Source organism: Pseudomonas poae, from assembly GCA_028869255.1.
Lineage (GTDB): Bacteria > Pseudomonadota > Gammaproteobacteria > Pseudomonadales > Pseudomonadaceae > Aquipseudomonas > Aquipseudomonas poae_C.
Genome location: CP110972.1, coordinates 1152075 through 1167113 on the forward strand (window position 1 = coordinate 1152075; position 15039 = coordinate 1167113).

Consider the following 15039-nt stretch of genomic DNA (forward strand, 5'->3'; position numbering starts at 1 on the left):
AGATTTTCCTATGTCATCTTCCGCCCCGAACGCTGTCCTCTCGGTCAGCGGTATCGGCAAGACCTATGCCCAACCGGTTCTGTCGGACATCACCCTGACGCTCAATCGCGGGGAAGTGCTGGCGCTGACCGGCGAAAACGGCGCAGGCAAAAGCACCTTGTCGAAGATCATCGGCGGGCTGGTCCCGCCGACTGCCGGGCATATGCAGTTCAACGGTCAGGACTACCGCCCAGGCAGCCGCACCCAGGCAGAAGAGCTGGGCGTGCGGATGGTCATGCAGGAACTCAACCTGCTGCCAACGCTGACCGTGGCCGAAAACCTGTTCCTGGATAACCTGCCCAGAAACTGTGGCTGGATCAACCGCAAGCAGCTGCGCAAGGCCGCGATCGAGGCCATGGCCCAGGTCGGCCTGGATGCGATCGACCCGGACACCCTGGTCGGCAGCCTGGGCATCGGCCATCAGCAGATGGTCGAAATTGCCCGCAACCTGATCGGCGATTGTCATGTACTGATCCTCGACGAACCCACGGCCATGCTCACCGCCCGCGAAGTCGAGATGCTGTTTGAGCAAATCACCCGCCTGCAGGCCCGGGGCGTGGCGATCATTTATATTTCGCATCGGCTTGAAGAGCTGGCTCGCGTGGCCCAACGCATTGCGGTATTGCGTGACGGCAAGCTGGTGTGTGTCGAGCCGATGGCCAACTACAACAGCGAGCAACTGGTGACCTTGATGGTCGGCCGCGAGCTGGGCGAACAGATCGACCTGGGCCCGCGCACCATCGGCGGCCCGGCCCTGACGGTAAAGGCTTGACCCGCTCGGACAAGGTCCGCGACGTGTCCTTTGAAGTGCGCGCCGGTGAGATCTACGGCATTTCCGGCCTGATCGGTGCTGGCCGAACGGAGTTGTTGCGCCTGATCTTCGGCGCCGACCTGGCCGACAGCGGTACCGTTGCCTTGGGCTCGCCCGCCCAAGTGGTGAGCATTCGCTCGCCGGTGGACGCGGTGGGGCATGGCATCGCGCTGATTACCGAGGACCGTAAGGGCGAAGGCTTGCTGCTGACCCAGTCCATCAGCGCCAATATCGCCTTGGGCAACATGCCGGAAATCTCCGGCGGCGGCGTGGTCAACAGCCGCGACGAAACCGCCTTGGCCAAGCGCCAGATCGATGCCATGCGTATTCGCAGTTCCAGCCCGGCCCAATTGGTGTCGGAGCTGTCGGGCGGCAACCAGCAGAAAGTGGTGATCGGCCGCTGGCTGGAGCGCGACTGCTCAGTGATGCTGTTCGACGAGCCGACCCGTGGCATCGACGTCGGTGCCAAGTTCGACATTTATGCCTTGCTGGGCGAATTGACCCGCCAGGGCAAAGCGCTGGTGGTGGTGTCCAGCGATCTGCGTGAACTCATGCTGATCTGCGACCGTATCGGCGTGCTGTCCGCCGGGAAGCTGATCGAGACCTTCGAGCGCGACAGCTGGACCCAGGACGAATTGCTCGCCGCCGCCTTTGCCGGCTATCAGAAACGTGATGCGCTGCTCAATGACGCAGTGCTTAGGGATACCCCATGAAAACCACAACTTCCCCCGGTAAAACTGGCGGCAACTTCTATGGCCTGGGTACCTACCTCGGGCTGGCGGGCGCGTTGCTGGCGATGATTGCGCTGTTCTCGGTGCTCAGCGATCACTTCCTGTCCTACGACACCTTCAGCACCCTGGCCAACCAGATCCCGGACCTGATGGTGCTGGCGGTGGGCATGACCTTTATCCTGATCATCGGCGGCATCGACCTGTCGGTAGGGTCGGTGCTGGCGTTGGCCGCTTCCGCCGTCAGCGTGGCGATTCTCGGCTGGGGCTGGAGCGTGTTGCCGGCGGCCTTGCTCGGCATGGGCTGCGCGGCACTGGCCGGCACCCTTACCGGCTCGATCACTGTGGCCTGGCGGATCCCGTCGTTTATCGTGTCCCTGGGCGTGCTGGAAATGGCCCGTGGCGTGGCGTATCAGATGACCGGCTCGCGCACGGCCTACATCGGTGATTCGTTCGCCTGGCTGTCCAACCCGATTGCCTTCGGTATTTCACCGTCGTTTATCATTGCGCTGCTGGTGATCATCGCCGCGCAGTTGGTATTGACCCGCACGGTGTTCGGCCGTTACCTGATCGGTATCGGTACCAACGAAGAGGCCGTGCGCCTGGCGGGGATCAATCCAAAACCCTACAAGATCCTGGTGTTCAGCCTGATGGGCCTGCTGGCCGGCGTGGCGGCACTGTTCCAGATTTCGCGCCTGGAAGCGGCGGACCCGAATGCCGGCTCCGGCCTGGAGCTGCAAGTGATTGCGGCCGTGGTGATCGGCGGCACCAGCCTGATGGGCGGGCGTGGCTCGGTGATCAGTACGTTCTTCGGGGTGTTGATTATTTCGGTACTGGCCGCCGGCCTTGCGCAGATCGGCGCCACGGAACCCACCAAACGTATCATTACCGGTGCCGTTATCGTGATTGCCGTGGTCCTCGACACCTACCGCAGCCAGCGCGCCAGTCGGCGAGGCTGAGCCATGGCAACGATCAAGGATGTGGCAGCGCTTGCAGGTATTTCCTACACCACGGTGTCGCACGTGGTGAACAAGACGCGCCCGGTGAGTGAGCCGGTACGTATCAAAGTCGAAGCGGCGATCAAGCAGCTCGACTACGTGCCCAGCGCCGTCGCCCGTTCGCTCAAGGCCAAGACCACGGCTACCATCGGCCTGCTGGTGCCTAACAGCCTCAACCCGTATTTTGCGGAGCTGGCCCGCGGCATCGAGGACTACTGCGAGCGTAACGGTTATTGCGTGATCCTCTGCAACTCCGATGACAACGCCGAAAAGCAGCGCAGTTATTTGCGCGTGTTGCTCGAGAAGCGCATCGACGGTTTGATCGTGACCTCGGTGGGCGGTGACGACAGCGGCCTTGCCGCCGGCTTGAGTGCGGTGCGCACGCCCATGGTGATTGTCGACCGGGCGCTGGACGGCATTGATGTCGACCTGGTGCGCATCGACCATGAGCAGGGCGCTTACCTGGCGACCCGGCACTTGCTCGAACTGGGCCATAAAGACATTGCCTGCATCGGCGGCCCTGGCCATACCCGCGTGGCGCAAATGCGTCTGGCCGGCTATCGCCGTGCGCTGCGCGAGGCGGGTGTCGAGGTGGCGGCCAATCGCACTCAGGAAAGCGACTTCACCAGCACCGGCGGTTATGCCGCCGCCGTGAAGTTGTTGTCGGAAAACCCGCCCAGCGCGATTTTCGCCAGCAACGACATGATCGGTTTCGGCGTGTTGCGTGCGGCCGCCGAGCGTAATATCCGCGTGCCGGGCGAGCTGTCGGTGATCGGCTTCGATGACATTCAAATGGGCCGTTACGTGTACCCGGCGTTGACCACGGTCGGGCAGTCGATCGTGCAATTGGGCGAGACGGCGGCCGAGCTTTTATTGCGACGAATTGCGACACCCCAAATGCCGATCGATCAGCGCATCGTGACGCCGAGCATTGTTTTGCGTGAGTCAACGGCGCCGTTTGCCGGTGTGTTCGCCCAATACCGCTGAACCGAATTGATGAGTACTGATGTATGCCAGCAAAAGTAGTGGTAATAGGCAGCTTGAACATGGACCTGGTCACCCGCGCCAGCCGCTTGCCGCGTGCCGGTGAAACCCTGATCGGCCAGACATTCTCGACCGTGCCCGGCGGCAAGGGCGCCAACCAGGCTGTGGCCGCGGCGCGCCTCGGGGCGGATGTTGCGATGATCGGCTGTGTCGGCAGCGATGCGTATGGCGCTCAATTGCGCGATGCGTTGCAGGTGGAAAGCATCGATTGCCAGGCGGTCAGCACCGTGGACGGCTCCAGCGGCGTAGCGCTGATCGTGGTGGATGACAGCAGCCAGAATGCGATTGTGATCGTCGCGGGCAGCAATGGCGAACTGACACCGGCCTCGCTGCAGGCATTTGATGCTGTGTTGCAGGCGGCCGAGGTGATCGTCTGCCAGTTGGAAGTGCCGATGGCCACCGTGGGCTATGCCCTCAAGCGCGGCCGTGAGCTGGGCAAGACGGTGATCCTCAACCCGGCCCCGGCCAGCGCGCCCTTGCCGGCTGAATGGTATGCCTCGATCGACTACCTGATCCCCAACGAAAGCGAAGCCTCGGCACTGAGCGGCGTGACGGTCGACTCCCTCGACAGCGCCAGGGTCGCAGCATTGCAGCTGGTCCAGGCGGGCGCCGGCAAGGTCATCATCACTCTGGGCGCGCAGGGCGCGCTGTTCAGCAACGGCCACGTGTTTGAGCACCTGGTGGCGCCCAAGGTCAAGGCCGTGGATACCACGGCGGCCGGTGACACATTTGTCGGCGGGTTTGCTGCGGCGTTGGCCACTGGCAAAAGCGAGGCCGAGGCCATTCGGTTTGGCCAGGTCGCGGCCGCCCTGTCGGTCACCCGCGCCGGTGCACAACCCTCCATTCCCACGCTGCACGACGTACAAGGTTTTGTGCCCTCATGAAAAAGACCCCTCTGCTCAACATCGCTCTGTCGCGGGTGATTGCGTCCCTGGGCCACGGCGACATCCTGGTGATTGGCGATGCAGGCTTGCCGGTGCCGCCGGGTGTCGAGCTGATCGACCTGGCGCTGACCCAGGGCATCCCTGATTTCATCAGCACCCTGCGCATTGTGCTCAGCGAAATGCAGGTGGAAAGCCATGTGCTGGCCGAAGAGATCCTGCTCAAGCAGCCGCCCGCGCTGAGTGAGCTTAATACGCTTACAGAGCAGGCCGCTCTGGGTGAGCGGCGCCTGGTCAGCCACGAAGAGTTCAAGCAGCTCAGCCGCAAGGCGCGCGCCGTGGTCCGCACCGGCGAATGCCAGCCTTACTGCAACATCGCGCTGGTGTCCGGCGTAACGTTCTAGAATCCCCAACGACAAGGAGTGTTTTATGCAACGTGGTCTCCCAACCCTGAAAAATCTGTTTCGGAGTGTTCTGCTTTTGTCCGCGCTCACTGCTGCAAGCGCCCACGCGGCGGAGAAAATCGACCTGATCATCGACACCGACCCAGGCGCCGATGATGTGGTGGCGTTGCTGTTCGCCATGGCCTCTCCGGACGAATTGAACATTCGTGCGTTGACCACCGTGGCCGGCAACGTGCGCCTGGACAAGACCTCCCGCAATGCGCGGCTGGCACGCGAGTGGGCAGGGCGTGAGGACATCCCGGTATATGCCGGCGCACCCAAGCCGCTGCTGCGCACGCCGATCTATGCCGAGAACATCCATGGCAAGGAAGGTATTTCCGGCGTCACCGTGCACGAACCGAAAAAAGGCCTGGCTGACGGCAATGCTGTCGACTACCTGATCAAGACCCTCAGCACCGCCAAACCCCACAGCATCACCCTGGCCATGCTTGGCCCGCAAACCAACCTGGCGCTGGCACTGACCCAGGCGCCGGAGATCACCCAAGGCATCAAGGAAGTGGTGGTGATGGGTGGGGCGCACTTCAATGGCGGCAATATAACGCCGGTTGCGGAGTTCAACCTGTTTGCCGACCCGCTGGCCGCCGAGATCGTGCTTAAAAGCGGCGTCAAACTGACTTACCTGCCGCTGGATGTGACCCACAAGGTTCTGACCAGTGAGGCACGCCTGAAGCAGATTGCCGACATCAAGAACAATGCGAGCAAGGTCGTCGGCGATATCCTCAATGAATACGTCAAGGGCGACATGGAACACTACGGCATCCCCGGCGGCCCAGTGCATGACGCTACTGTCATTGCCTACCTGCTTAAACCGTCACTGTTCAGCGGTCGCGAGGTCAACGTCGTGGTGGACAGCCGTGAGGGCCCGACCTTCGGCCAGACCATCGTCGATTGGTACGACGGCCTGAAACAACCGAAGAACGCGTTCTGGGTTGAAAGCGGCGACGCCCAGGGCTTTTTCGACCTGCTGACCGAGCGCCTTGCACGTCTGAAGTAATACGTTTGCCGACCGGCGTTCTCGGGTCGGTGCTTATTCGCGCTCGGGGTCGTGTGCCCCCATGTGGTCGGCCGGGTATTTCTCGAATATCTGGCCGATGAATGCTTGCGCGGCCTGGGTACCCAGTTCCTTGACCAACAGGTCGATACCGATGATTGCCAACTCCTCAGGGCTTCCGGGGCTGTAGGAGCTTTGCCCTTGGGGCCACTTGGCTTTGATGTCGGCTTGCAGGGTAACGGTGCTCATGGTGGGGGCTCACGGGGCTGAAATACTGGGCAGTGCGCTAAAACGCGGTTCTTACCGGGGCAGTTAACCATTTTGCGCGGTGTTTGGCACTGCTACTTAGGCATGAAGAGGGCGCTGTGCGACACTGTCTGCCTGTTTAATTGCCGGGAAACACCGCGTGCAGATCGACTTGAATAACCCCGAGAACCTGACGCCAGCGGCCGTGCGCCAACTGATCGCCAGTGCCAGTGACGACGAACATACCCAATTACGCGTGACCAAGGCCGGTATCGCCTACATCTCCTCGGGCGAGGCGGTGGGCGGGGTAGCTATCGAAGGCTTGCTGTTTCGCCTGGAAACCTGGGCCAAAGGCTCTGGTTACGTGGGCAATGTGGCTGCCAGCGATGAGGTCTGGGTCATGCAGATTTTCAATGCATTGAAACAGAACTGGCCCAAACCGCCGTTTGACTACATCGACATCTACTGAATACGTTCATATCCAGTCACGATTGATCGGGCGATTGCCTGTGGAGAGTCAGGCAGACTTGCCCTGCGGCGGTTTACGTCTTGAAACCAATCCGCCCGATCGCTGTCGCACGATCTCTGTCCATTTTTTATCATAGGAGGCTTCATGCCTTGGAAGCTCGCATCATTCGGTACTTTGTTGGCAGCACTCGCGTTGGCGGGTTGCAGCACCCCGGGTGCCTCTGAGCCAGCCAAAGACGCCGCCGTGGCCGATGCTGGTCATAGCCGCTGTGAGTCGAAGGCCGCCGAGTTCACGATCGGCCAGAAAGCTTCGCCCCAGTTGCTGGAGCAGGCGCGTACCCGTGCCGGTGCGCAGAACGCACGAATTCTCAAGCCCAACGACATGATCACCCTGGAGTACCGCTCCGACCGCCTGAACCTGAACACCGAAGACAGCCTGGTGATCACGCGGGTCAACTGCGGCTGATAGCTGACGGGCTTTTGCACCGCCCATAAAAAACCCCGTCACATGGACGGGGTTTTTTTAGCTCAGCGGAGATTACTCTGCGCGAACCTGTGCAGCTTGCATACCCTTTTGGCCTTTCTCAGCCACGAAGGAAACGGTTTGGCCTTCTTTCAGGCTTTTGAAACCGTCGCTTTCGATAGCTTTGAAGTGTACGAACAGGTCGTCACCGCCACCTTGAGGAGTGATGAAGCCGAAGCCTTTTTCATCGTTGAACCATTTAACGGTGCCGGTTTGGCGATTAGACATGGTGTATCTCCAAGAAACATATATTTTCAGTAGTGCTGTGCTGCTCAGGCCAACTGGGCACACCGGGCTATCATAGTCGAAATGTTCGGCTTGGGAGCCCCCCCAAGGCATTGTTTGCTAATCAATAGCGTTGCGTTTAGTGCTTTGGTCGGCTGAAAGCCCCGATTTACGGGGCTTTCGCACGAAATATTCGCTGGTAAAAAAAGCCGTAAAAGCTGCGTAATTTGTGAGAAATGGCGGTTTTCAGGCTGTTTTTCCAGCAAAACGGCCGTCTGATCAGGCGCCGATCTTACTTTTTCTTCACGACTTTGCAGGACGAAATAGCCGCGACCGCCTTGTTTTTCAGCGCCTGGCTGGCGTTCTGGTTGGTCATGAGTTCCTTGATTTCGGCGGTGCTCAGTTCGGCATTGATCTTGTCCGCGCCACATTCGCAATGGTCTTTGGCGGTTTTGGCATCCACGTTCTGGCTGGCAGCTGCGCTGCAGTCGCTGACGAAGCTGTCGCGGGCACCGGCTGGCCAGTTGGAAGGGGCTGCAGCCTGCGCGCCGAGGGAAAGGAGGCTCAGGGTAGCGGCGAGAGCGAGGGTAGAGGTAAAACGCATCATGGGATGCTCCTTTAGGTCGAGGACGAACGGCGATTCTCGGTGGGTTTGAGGCATTGCGTACAGCTCAAGTTCACTTTTGCAGCTATAAAGGGCGGAATTTGTCTTTACGCAAAGCGGCAGCGGCGCGATGACCGTTCATCTGTGCTAGGATCTTGCGCTTGGCTAATTCCGGGCGCGCCAGTTGCCGCCTTGCCATGTTTCTTTTTAGCTCACTCCAGTCACTCTGGTTCGATTATCGGTTGGCCGAAAGGCTCCTGCCGCTGTAAGGCAGGCGTTCATCACTGAACGGCCTGGTATTGGATCTTGTACTGGCTCATCCCAACCCACGTGACCTTTGGTAGGGGTCACCACTAGGAGAGGAGGCGCCATGCCAACTATTACTCTTCCCGACGGCAGTCAACGTTCATTCGATCACTCGGTTTCCGTAGCCGAGGTCGCCGCATCCATTGGTGCCGGCCTGGCCAAGGCCACCGTGGCCGGCAAGGTCGACGGCAAGCTGGTCGACGCCAGCGACCTGATCACCGGCGATGCCAGCCTGCAAATCATCACGCCCAAGGATCAAGAGGGGCTGGAGATCATTCGCCACTCTTGCGCGCACCTGATTGGCCATGCGGTCAAGCAGCTGTACCCCACCGCGAAGATGGTGATCGGCCCGGTCATCGAAGAAGGCTTCTATTACGACATCGCCTACGAGCGTCCTTTTACACCGGACGATCTGGCCGCGATCGAACAGCGCATGCACGCACTGATCGAAAAAGATTACGACGTGATCAAGAAGGTCACGCCGCGCGCCGAAGTGATCGACGTGTTCACCGCCCGCGGTGAAGACTACAAGCTGCGTCTGGTGGAAGACATGCCGGACGAGCAGGCCATGGGCCTGTACTACCACGAAGAATATGTCGACATGTGCCGTGGCCCGCACGTGCCGAACACGCGCTTCCTCAAGTCGTTCAAGCTGACCAAGCTGTCGGGTGCCTACTGGCGCGGCGACGCGAAGAACGAGCAACTGCAGCGGATCTACGGTACTGCCTGGGCTGACAAGAAGCAGCTGGCGGCGTACATCCAGCGCATCGAAGAAGCCGAAAAACGCGACCACCGCAAGATCGGCAAGCGCCTGAACCTGTTCCACCTCCAGGAAGAAGCGCCGGGCATGGTGTTCTGGCACCCGAACGGCTGGACCCTGTATCAGGTGCTCGAGCAGTACATGCGCAAGGTTCAGCGCGAAAACGGCTACCTGGAGATCAAGACTCCGCAGGTTGTTGATCGCAGCCTGTGGGAGAAATCCGGGCACTGGGCCAACTACGCCGACAACATGTTCACTACCCAGTCGGAAAACCGCGACTACGCCATCAAGCCAATGAACTGCCCATGCCATGTGCAGGTGTTCAACCAGGGCCTGAAGAGCTACCGCGAGTTGCCGATGCGCCTGGCCGAATTCGGTGCCTGCCACCGCAACGAGCCATCGGGTGCGCTGCACGGCATCATGCGTGTGCGCGGCTTCACTCAGGACGACGCCCACATCTTCTGCACTGAAGAGCAGATGCAGGCCGAATCCGCAGCGTTCATCAAGCTGACCATGGACGTGTACCGCGATTTCGGTTTTACCGAGGTCGAAATGAAACTGTCCACTCGTCCGGAAAAGCGCGTTGGCTCCGATGAGTTGTGGGATCGCGCCGAAGCGGCACTGGCCGCTGCGCTAGACAGTGCGGGCCTTGCGTACGATCTGCAGCCGGGTGAGGGCGCCTTCTACGGCCCGAAAATCGAATTCTCGCTGAAAGATTGTCTTGGTCGTGTCTGGCAATGTGGTACTTTGCAGCTCGATTTTAACCTGCCGATCCGTTTGGGAGCCGAATACGTCTCCGAAGATAACAGCCGTAAGCACCCGGTCATGCTGCACCGGGCGATCCTCGGCTCGTTCGAACGGTTCGTCGGGATCCTGATCGAGCACTACGAGGGTGCATTCCCCGCGTGGCTGGCTCCGACCCAGGCAGTGATCATGAATATCACTGATAAACAGGCCGATTTTGCCGCTGAAGTTGAAAAAACTCTCAACGAAAGCGGATTTCGTGCCAAGTCCGACTTGAGAAATGAAAAGATCGGCTTTAAAATCCGCGAGCATACTTTGCTCAAGGTTCCCTATCTTTTGGTTATCGGAGATCGGGAAGTCGAGATGCAGACTGTCGCTGTGCGTACTCGTGAAGGTGCTGACCTGGGCTCGATGCCCGTCGCCCAGTTCGCTGAGTTCCTCGCGCAAGCGGTTTCCCGGCGTGGTCGCCCAGATTCGGAGTAATTATTATTAAGCGTGAAATGAGACAAGATAAACGAGCTGCACCGAAAGCCCCGATCAACGAGAATATCTCGGCACGCGAGGTTCGGTTAATTGGCGCTGACGGCGAGCAGATTGGCATCGTCTCGATTGATGAAGCGCTTCGTATCGCTGAAGAGTCCAAATTGGACCTGGTGGAAATTTCCGCCGACGCAATCCCGCCTGTTTGCCGGGTGATGGACTACGGCAAATCGATCTTCGAAAAGAAGAAGCAGGTTGCTGCAGCGAAGAAGAACCAGAAGCAGATTCAAGTAAAAGAAATCAAGTTTCGTCCAGGGACGGAGGAAGGGGATTACCAGGTAAAACTGCGCAACCTGGTACGTTTCCTGAGTGATGGGGACAGGGCCAAGGTATCCTTGCGATTCCGCGGCCGTGAGATGGCCCACCAGGAGCTGGGGATGGAACTCCTCAAGCGGGTTGAAGCTGACCTGCTCGAGTACGGTTCGGTCGAACAGCATCCTAAGATGGAAGGACGCCAGCTGATCATGGTCATCGCCCCGAAAAAGAAGAAGTAATCAACAGGGCACGGCAGGCCTTCTGATTATGTTTATCAACTGAATGCGGAGTATCCGAACATGCCAAAGATGAAGACTAAAAGTGGTGCTGCTAAGCGGTTTCTGAAAACTGCTAACGGTATCAAGCACAAGCACGCTTTCAAGAGCCACATCCTGACCAAAATGTCGACCAAGCGTAAGCGTCAACTGCGCGGTAGCAGCTTGCTGCATCCGTCTGACGTGGCAAAAGTCGAGCGCATGCTGCGCCTTCGTTAATTTTTGGATCAAGAATAGAGGAAGTAACTCATGGCTCGTGTAAAGCGTGGCGTCATTGCCCGTAAGCGTCACAAAAAAATTCTGAAACTTGCTAAAGGCTACTACGGCGCGCGTTCACGCGTATTCCGTGTTGCCAAGCAAGCGGTAATCAAGGCAGGCCAATACGCCTACCGTGACCGTCGTCAGAAAAAACGTCAGTTCCGCGCTCTGTGGATCGCTCGTATCAATGCTGGTGCACGTGTTAACGGTCTGTCCTACAGCCGTTTCATCGCTGGCCTGAAAAAAGCGTCCATCGAAATCGACCGTAAGGTTCTGGCTGAACTGGCCGTGAACGAAAAAGCGGTGTTTGCTGCGATTGTCGAGAAAGCTAAAGCCACCTTGGCTTAAGTACCCCCGACAGTCACCCTGGGCTGCTCCGTAGCCTTCGGTGGTAAACGTCATAAATAGGGGAAGAGCCTTCAAGCTCTTCCCCTATTTTGTATCTGGAGTCTGTACATGGAAAACCTGGACGCGCTCGTCGCTCAAGCTCTTGAGGCTGTGCAAAGCGCTGAAGATATCAATGCCCTGGAGCAAATCCGGGTTCACTACCTTGGCAAAAAGGGTGAATTGACTCAGGTGATGAAGACCCTGGGGAATTTGCCGGCTGAAGAGCGTCCGCAAGTCGGTGCGCTGATCAACGTCGCCAAGGAGCGTGTCACAGAGGTTCTCAATGCGCGCAAGGCGTCGCTCGAGGAGGCCGATCTTGCGGCCAAGCTCGCCGCCGAGTCCATTGATGTAACCTTGCCTGGCCGTGGCCAGGCGTCGGGCGGTCTGCATCCGATCACCCGGACTCTGGAACGTATCGAGCAGTTCTTCACCCATATCGGCTACGGCATCGCCGAAGGCCCTGAGGTCGAAGACGACTATCACAACTTCGAGGCGCTCAACATCCCAGGCCATCACCCGGCCCGGTCGATGCACGACACCTTCTATTTCAATGCGAACATGCTGCTGCGCACCCATACCTCGCCGGTACAGGTCCGCACCATGGAAGCGAACAAGCCGCCGATCCGCATCGTCTGCCCAGGCCGTGTGTATCGCAGCGACTCGGATATCACCCATTCGCCGATGTTCCACCAGGTCGAAGGCCTGCTGGTTGATCGCGATATCAACTTCGCCGACCTCAAAGGCACCATCGAAGAGTTCCTGCGGGTGTTCTTCGAGAAGGAGTTGGCGGTGCGCTTCCGCCCCTCGTTCTTCCCGTTCACCGAGCCATCCGCTGAAGTCGACATGGAATGCGTGATGTGCAGCGGCAAAGGCTGCCGTGTCTGCAAACAGACCGGCTGGCTGGAAGTGATGGGCTGCGGCATGGTTCACCCTAACGTGCTGCGCATGTCCGGGATCGACCCGGAAGAATTCTCGGGCTTTGCCTTCGGCATGGGCGTTGAGCGTCTGGCCATGCTGCGTTACGGCGTGAACGACTTGCGTCTGTTCTTCGACAACGACTTGCGGTTCCTCGCGCAATTTCGCTAGTCGTAACGAATCTTTAGGAGAGCAGGATGAAATTCAGTGAACAATGGCTGCGTGGCTGGGTAAGCCCGCAGGTAGGTCGCGACGAGCTGGTTGCTCGTCTGTCGATGGCCGGCCTTGAGGTCGATAGCGTGACGCCGGCCGCCGGTGTTTTCAGCGGTGTAGTGGTGGGCGAGGTGCTGAGCACCGAGCAGCACCCTGATGCCGACAAATTGCGTGTGTGCCAGGTCAGCAATGGCGCAGAAACCTTCCAGGTCGTGTGCGGAGCGCCCAACGTGCGCCCGGGCCTGAAGATCCCGTTTGCGATGATCGGCGCCGAGCTGCCGGGCGACTTCAAGATCAAGAAAGCCAAGCTGCGTGGTGTCGAGTCCAATGGCATGCTCTGCTCCCAGGCTGAGCTGCAGGTGGGCGAGGGCAACGACGGCCTGATGGAACTGCCGGCCGACGCGCCTGTGGGCCAGGACATTCGTGTGTACCTGGAGCTGGAAGACGCCAGCATCGAGGTCGACCTGACGCCTAACCGTGGCGATTGCCTGTCCCTGGCCGGCCTGGCCCGTGAAGTCGGGGCGTTGTACAACGCAGCCGTCACCCGTCCAGTGGTTGCCGCTGTGGCGGCGGTGCACGATGAGGTGCGCTCGGTCGAAGTGCTGGCGCCAAACGCCTGCCCGCGTTACCTCGGCCGTGTGATCCGTAACGTCGACCTGTCCAAGCCGACCCCGCTGTGGATGGTTGAGCGCCTGCGTCGCGCCGATGTGCGCAGCATCGACGCTGCTGTCGACATCACTAACTACGTGATGCTCGAACTCGGCCAACCGCTGCACGCCTTCGATCTGGCCGAAATCAATGGCGGCATCCGCGTGCGCATGGCTGAAGAGGGCGAGAAGCTGGTATTGCTTGATGGCCAGGAAGTCAGCCTGCGCGCCGATACCCTGGTGATCGCCGACCATTCCCGCGCCCTGGCGATTGCCGGCGTGATGGGTGGCGAGCACAGCGGCGTGTCCGCGACTACGCGTGATGTGTTCCTCGAAAGCGCGTTCTTCGACCAGATCGCCATCGCCGGCAAGGCCCGCTCCTACGGCCTGCACACCGATGCCTCGCACCGCTACGAGCGCGGCGTGGACTGGAAGCTCGCCCGTGAAGCCATGGAGCGTGCCACCGGCCTGCTGCTGGAAATCACCGGTGGCGAAGCTGGGCCGATCACCGAAACCGTCAGCGAGCAGCACCTGCCGTCCGTTGCGCCAATCACCCTGCGCGCCAAAAGCGTCGAGCAAATGCTTGGCCTGGTGATTGAGCCGGCGGAGATCGAGCAACTGCTGTCGGCCCTCGGCCTGGGTATTTCTGCCGGTGGGGAAGGGCAGTGGCAGGTTGAAGTGCCAAGCCATCGCTTCGATATCAGCCTGGAAGTCGATCTGATTGAAGAGCTGGCCCGTCTGTACGGCTACAACCGTCTGCCGGTGCGTTACCCGCAGGCGCGCCTGGCACCGCAACCCAAGGCTGAAGCGCGTGCGCACCTGCCTGAGCTGCGTCGCCTGCTGGTTGCCCGTGGCTACCAGGAAGCGGTGACCTACAGCTTCATCGATCCGAAGCAGTTCGAGTTGTTCAACCCGGGCGTCGAGCCGCTGTTGCTGGCGAACCCGATCTCCAACGACATGGCGGCCATGCGCTCGTCGCTGTGGCCGGGTTTGGTCAAGGCACTTTCGCACAACCTGAACCGTCAGCAAGATCGCGTGCGCATGTTCGAAAGCGGCCTGCGTTTTGTCGGGCAACTCGACGGTTTGAAGCAAGAGCCGATGCTTGCCGGTGTTGTATGCGGTAGCCGCCTGCCGGAAGGTTGGGCGCAAGGTCGCGATGCCGTGGACTTCTTCGACGTTAAAGCTGACGTGGAAGCAGTACTGGGTTTCGCCGGCGCACTGGACGCCTTCACGTTTGTACCTGGCAGTCACCCGGCGTTGCACCCGGGCCAGACGGCACGCATCGAGCGCGAAGGGCGCCTGGTGGGCTTCGTTGGTGCGATTCACCCGGAGCTGTCGAAAACCCTCGGTCTGGACCGTCCGGTCTTCGTATTTGAGCTGGTACTGGCCGAAGTCGCTTCGGGCAAGATGCCTAAATTCAGCGAGTTGTCGCGCTTCCCTGAAGTGCGTCGTGACCTGGCCTTGATCGCTGACCGTGAAGTAGCCGCCACTGACGTCCTGGATGTAATCCGTGAAAATGCAGGGGAATGGCTGACAGACCTCAGGCTATTTGACGTCTATCAGGGTAAAGGCATTGATCCGCATAGAAAAAGCCTTGCAGTTGGCTTGACCTGGCAGCATCCATCGCGCACTCTTAATGACGATGAGGTGAATACCACGACACAAAATATCCTCACCTCGCTCGAACAAAGGTTGAACGCCACGTTAAGGAAGTGAC

16 protein-coding genes and 1 pseudogene are annotated in these 15039 nt (G+C 59.6%); 14 read left to right on the top strand and 3 right to left on the bottom strand.

What is annotated here, in order from left to right:
• The first annotated feature begins 10 nt into the window (after positions 1-10).
• From LRS56_05425 to LRS56_05450, 6 genes and pseudogenes are all read left to right on the top strand, one after another.
• Positions 11-1563 (top strand): annotated as a pseudogene (locus LRS56_05425) (sugar ABC transporter ATP-binding protein).
• Positions 1560-2537, top strand: a complete 978-nt coding sequence (locus LRS56_05430) for an ABC transporter permease (GenBank protein ID WDU63960.1) — start codon at positions 1560-1562, stop codon at positions 2535-2537. Before LRS56_05425 ends, LRS56_05430 begins: the two are co-directional and overlap by 4 nt.
• Positions 2538-2540: 3 nt before the next feature.
• A complete protein-coding gene (locus LRS56_05435; GenBank protein WDU63961.1) occupies positions 2541-3563 on the top strand; it encodes a LacI family DNA-binding transcriptional regulator in 1023 nt (340 codons plus the stop codon).
• Positions 3564-3586: 23 nt separating this feature from the next.
• Positions 3587-4504: a ribokinase gene (rbsK, locus tag LRS56_05440; protein ID WDU63962.1), complete on the top strand. Its 918-nt coding sequence runs from the start codon at positions 3587-3589 to the stop codon at positions 4502-4504.
• The gene (gene rbsD, locus LRS56_05445; GenBank protein ID WDU63963.1) at positions 4501-4905 is read left to right on the top strand and encodes a D-ribose pyranase; all 405 of its coding nucleotides are present in this window, start codon (positions 4501-4503) and stop codon (positions 4903-4905) included. Before rbsK ends, rbsD begins: the two co-directional genes overlap by 4 nt.
• A 25-nt stretch (positions 4906-4930) precedes the next feature.
• Complete coding sequence (locus tag LRS56_05450) at positions 4931-5959, top strand: nucleoside hydrolase (GenBank protein WDU63964.1); 1029 nt, start codon at positions 4931-4933, stop codon at positions 5957-5959.
• Positions 5960-5992: 33 nt separating this feature from the next.
• On the opposite strand, the gene LRS56_05455 is transcribed toward LRS56_05450, so the two are convergent.
• On the bottom strand, positions 5993-6205 hold the full coding sequence (locus tag LRS56_05455; GenBank protein WDU63965.1) for a hypothetical protein: 213 nt from the start codon (positions 6203-6205) through the stop codon (positions 5993-5995).
• Between the two features lie 157 nt (positions 6206-6362).
• On the opposite strand from LRS56_05455, the gene LRS56_05460 reads away from it, so the two are divergent.
• Both LRS56_05460 and LRS56_05465 read left to right on the top strand, forming a co-directional pair.
• Positions 6363-6671: a hypothetical protein gene (locus LRS56_05460; GenBank protein WDU63966.1), complete on the top strand. Its 309-nt coding sequence runs from the start codon at positions 6363-6365 to the stop codon at positions 6669-6671.
• Between the two features lie 144 nt (positions 6672-6815).
• Positions 6816-7136 carry an I78 family peptidase inhibitor gene (locus LRS56_05465; protein WDU63967.1) on the top strand — a complete coding sequence of 107 codons (321 nt, stop codon included), beginning with the start codon at positions 6816-6818 and terminating at the stop codon, positions 7134-7136.
• Positions 7137-7208: 72 nt separating this feature from the next.
• Here the strand turns inward: LRS56_05465 and LRS56_05470 are convergent, their stop codons facing one another.
• Together LRS56_05470 and LRS56_05475 are read right to left on the bottom strand one after the other, a co-directional pair.
• Positions 7209-7421, bottom strand: a complete 213-nt coding sequence (locus LRS56_05470; protein ID WDU63968.1) for a cold-shock protein — start codon at positions 7419-7421, stop codon at positions 7209-7211.
• 289 nt (positions 7422-7710) lie between these two features.
• Positions 7711-8025 carry a hypothetical protein gene (locus LRS56_05475; protein ID WDU63969.1) on the bottom strand — a complete coding sequence of 105 codons (315 nt, stop codon included), beginning with the start codon at positions 8023-8025 and terminating at the stop codon, positions 7711-7713.
• A gap of 367 nt (positions 8026-8392) precedes the next feature.
• Between LRS56_05475 and thrS the strand changes: the two genes are divergently transcribed.
• From thrS to pheT, 6 genes are all read left to right on the top strand, one after another.
• Complete coding sequence (gene thrS, locus LRS56_05480) at positions 8393-10315, top strand: threonine--tRNA ligase (GenBank protein ID WDU63970.1); 1923 nt, start codon at positions 8393-8395, stop codon at positions 10313-10315.
• Complete coding sequence (gene infC / locus LRS56_05485) at positions 10315-10866, top strand: translation initiation factor IF-3 (GenBank protein ID WDU65695.1); 552 nt, start codon at positions 10315-10317, stop codon at positions 10864-10866. The genes thrS and infC overlap by 1 nt, the downstream gene beginning before the upstream one ends.
• A gap of 60 nt (positions 10867-10926) precedes the next feature.
• Positions 10927-11121, top strand: coding sequence for a 50S ribosomal protein L35 (gene rpmI / locus LRS56_05490; protein WDU63971.1), 195 nt, complete (start codon positions 10927-10929; stop codon positions 11119-11121).
• 30 nt (positions 11122-11151) lie between these two features.
• On the top strand, positions 11152-11508 hold the full coding sequence (gene rplT, locus LRS56_05495; GenBank protein WDU63972.1) for a 50S ribosomal protein L20: 357 nt from the start codon (positions 11152-11154) through the stop codon (positions 11506-11508).
• A 108-nt stretch (positions 11509-11616) separates the two neighbouring features.
• Positions 11617-12633, top strand: a complete 1017-nt coding sequence (gene pheS, locus LRS56_05500) for a phenylalanine--tRNA ligase subunit alpha (GenBank protein ID WDU63973.1) — start codon at positions 11617-11619, stop codon at positions 12631-12633.
• 26 nt (positions 12634-12659) lie between these two features.
• Positions 12660-15038 carry a phenylalanine--tRNA ligase subunit beta gene (gene pheT, locus LRS56_05505; GenBank protein WDU63974.1) on the top strand — a complete coding sequence of 793 codons (2379 nt, stop codon included), beginning with the start codon at positions 12660-12662 and terminating at the stop codon, positions 15036-15038.
• The last annotated feature ends 1 nt before the right edge of the window (position 15039 follow it).

What these genes read in the sequence shown, in the direction of transcription:
- pheT (WDU63974.1), top strand. Translation starts at nt 12,660, where the DNA reads ATGAAATTCAGTGAACAATGGCTGCGTGGCTGGGTAAGCCCGCAGGTA.
- rbsK (WDU63962.1), top strand. Translation starts at nt 3,587, where the DNA reads ATGCCAGCAAAAGTAGTGGTAATAGGCAGCTTGAACATGGACCTGGTC.
- rbsD (WDU63963.1), top strand. Translation starts at nt 4,501, where the DNA reads ATGAAAAAGACCCCTCTGCTCAACATCGCTCTGTCGCGGGTGATTGCG.
- pheS (WDU63973.1), top strand. Translation starts at nt 11,617, where the DNA reads ATGGAAAACCTGGACGCGCTCGTCGCTCAAGCTCTTGAGGCTGTGCAA.
- LRS56_05475 (WDU63969.1), bottom strand. Translation starts at nt 8,025, where the DNA reads ATGATGCGTTTTACCTCTACCCTCGCTCTCGCCGCTACCCTGAGCCTC.
- rpmI (WDU63971.1), top strand. Translation starts at nt 10,927, where the DNA reads ATGCCAAAGATGAAGACTAAAAGTGGTGCTGCTAAGCGGTTTCTGAAA.
- LRS56_05450 (WDU63964.1), top strand. Translation starts at nt 4,931, where the DNA reads ATGCAACGTGGTCTCCCAACCCTGAAAAATCTGTTTCGGAGTGTTCTG.
- LRS56_05455 (WDU63965.1), bottom strand. Translation starts at nt 6,205, where the DNA reads ATGAGCACCGTTACCCTGCAAGCCGACATCAAAGCCAAGTGGCCCCAA.
- thrS (WDU63970.1), top strand. Translation starts at nt 8,393, where the DNA reads ATGCCAACTATTACTCTTCCCGACGGCAGTCAACGTTCATTCGATCAC.
- LRS56_05435 (WDU63961.1), top strand. Translation starts at nt 2,541, where the DNA reads ATGGCAACGATCAAGGATGTGGCAGCGCTTGCAGGTATTTCCTACACC.
- LRS56_05430 (WDU63960.1), top strand. Translation starts at nt 1,560, where the DNA reads ATGAAAACCACAACTTCCCCCGGTAAAACTGGCGGCAACTTCTATGGC.
- LRS56_05465 (WDU63967.1), top strand. Translation starts at nt 6,816, where the DNA reads ATGCCTTGGAAGCTCGCATCATTCGGTACTTTGTTGGCAGCACTCGCG.
- LRS56_05470 (WDU63968.1), bottom strand. Translation starts at nt 7,421, where the DNA reads ATGTCTAATCGCCAAACCGGCACCGTTAAATGGTTCAACGATGAAAAA.
- rplT (WDU63972.1), top strand. Translation starts at nt 11,152, where the DNA reads ATGGCTCGTGTAAAGCGTGGCGTCATTGCCCGTAAGCGTCACAAAAAA.